This window comes from Bacillus pfraonensis, assembly GCF_050768835.1.
GTDB lineage: Bacteria > Bacillota > Bacilli > Bacillales > Bacillaceae_G > Bacillus_A > Bacillus_A pfraonensis.
The window spans coordinates 1-292 of record NZ_JAHCDO010000132.1 but is presented as its reverse complement, the minus strand read 5'-3'; the positions used below and the strand labels follow the sequence as shown (position 1 = coordinate 292).

General features: G+C 52.4%; 1 rRNA gene. It reads right to left on the bottom strand.

Annotated features, from left to right (window positions below):
- Positions 1–292 (bottom strand): 23S ribosomal RNA (locus tag KFD70_RS29435); the annotation flags it as partial.

Sequence of the window (292 nt, the reverse complement as noted above, 5' to 3'; positions counted from 1 at the left end):
CTTGTAGGTCTCGCAGTCAAGCTCCCTTATGCCTTTGCACTCTACGAATGATTTCCAACCATTCTGAGGGAACCTTTGGGCGCCTCCGTTACACTTTAGGAGGCGACCGCCCCAGTCAAACTGCCCACCTGACACTGTCTCCCGAGTCGATAAGACCCGTAGGTTAGAATTTCAATACAGTCAGGGCGGTATCCCACCAGCGCCTCCACCGAAGCTAGCGCTCCGGCTTCAAAGGCTCCCGCCTATCCTGTACAAACTGTACCAAAATTCAATATCAGGCTACAGTAAAGCT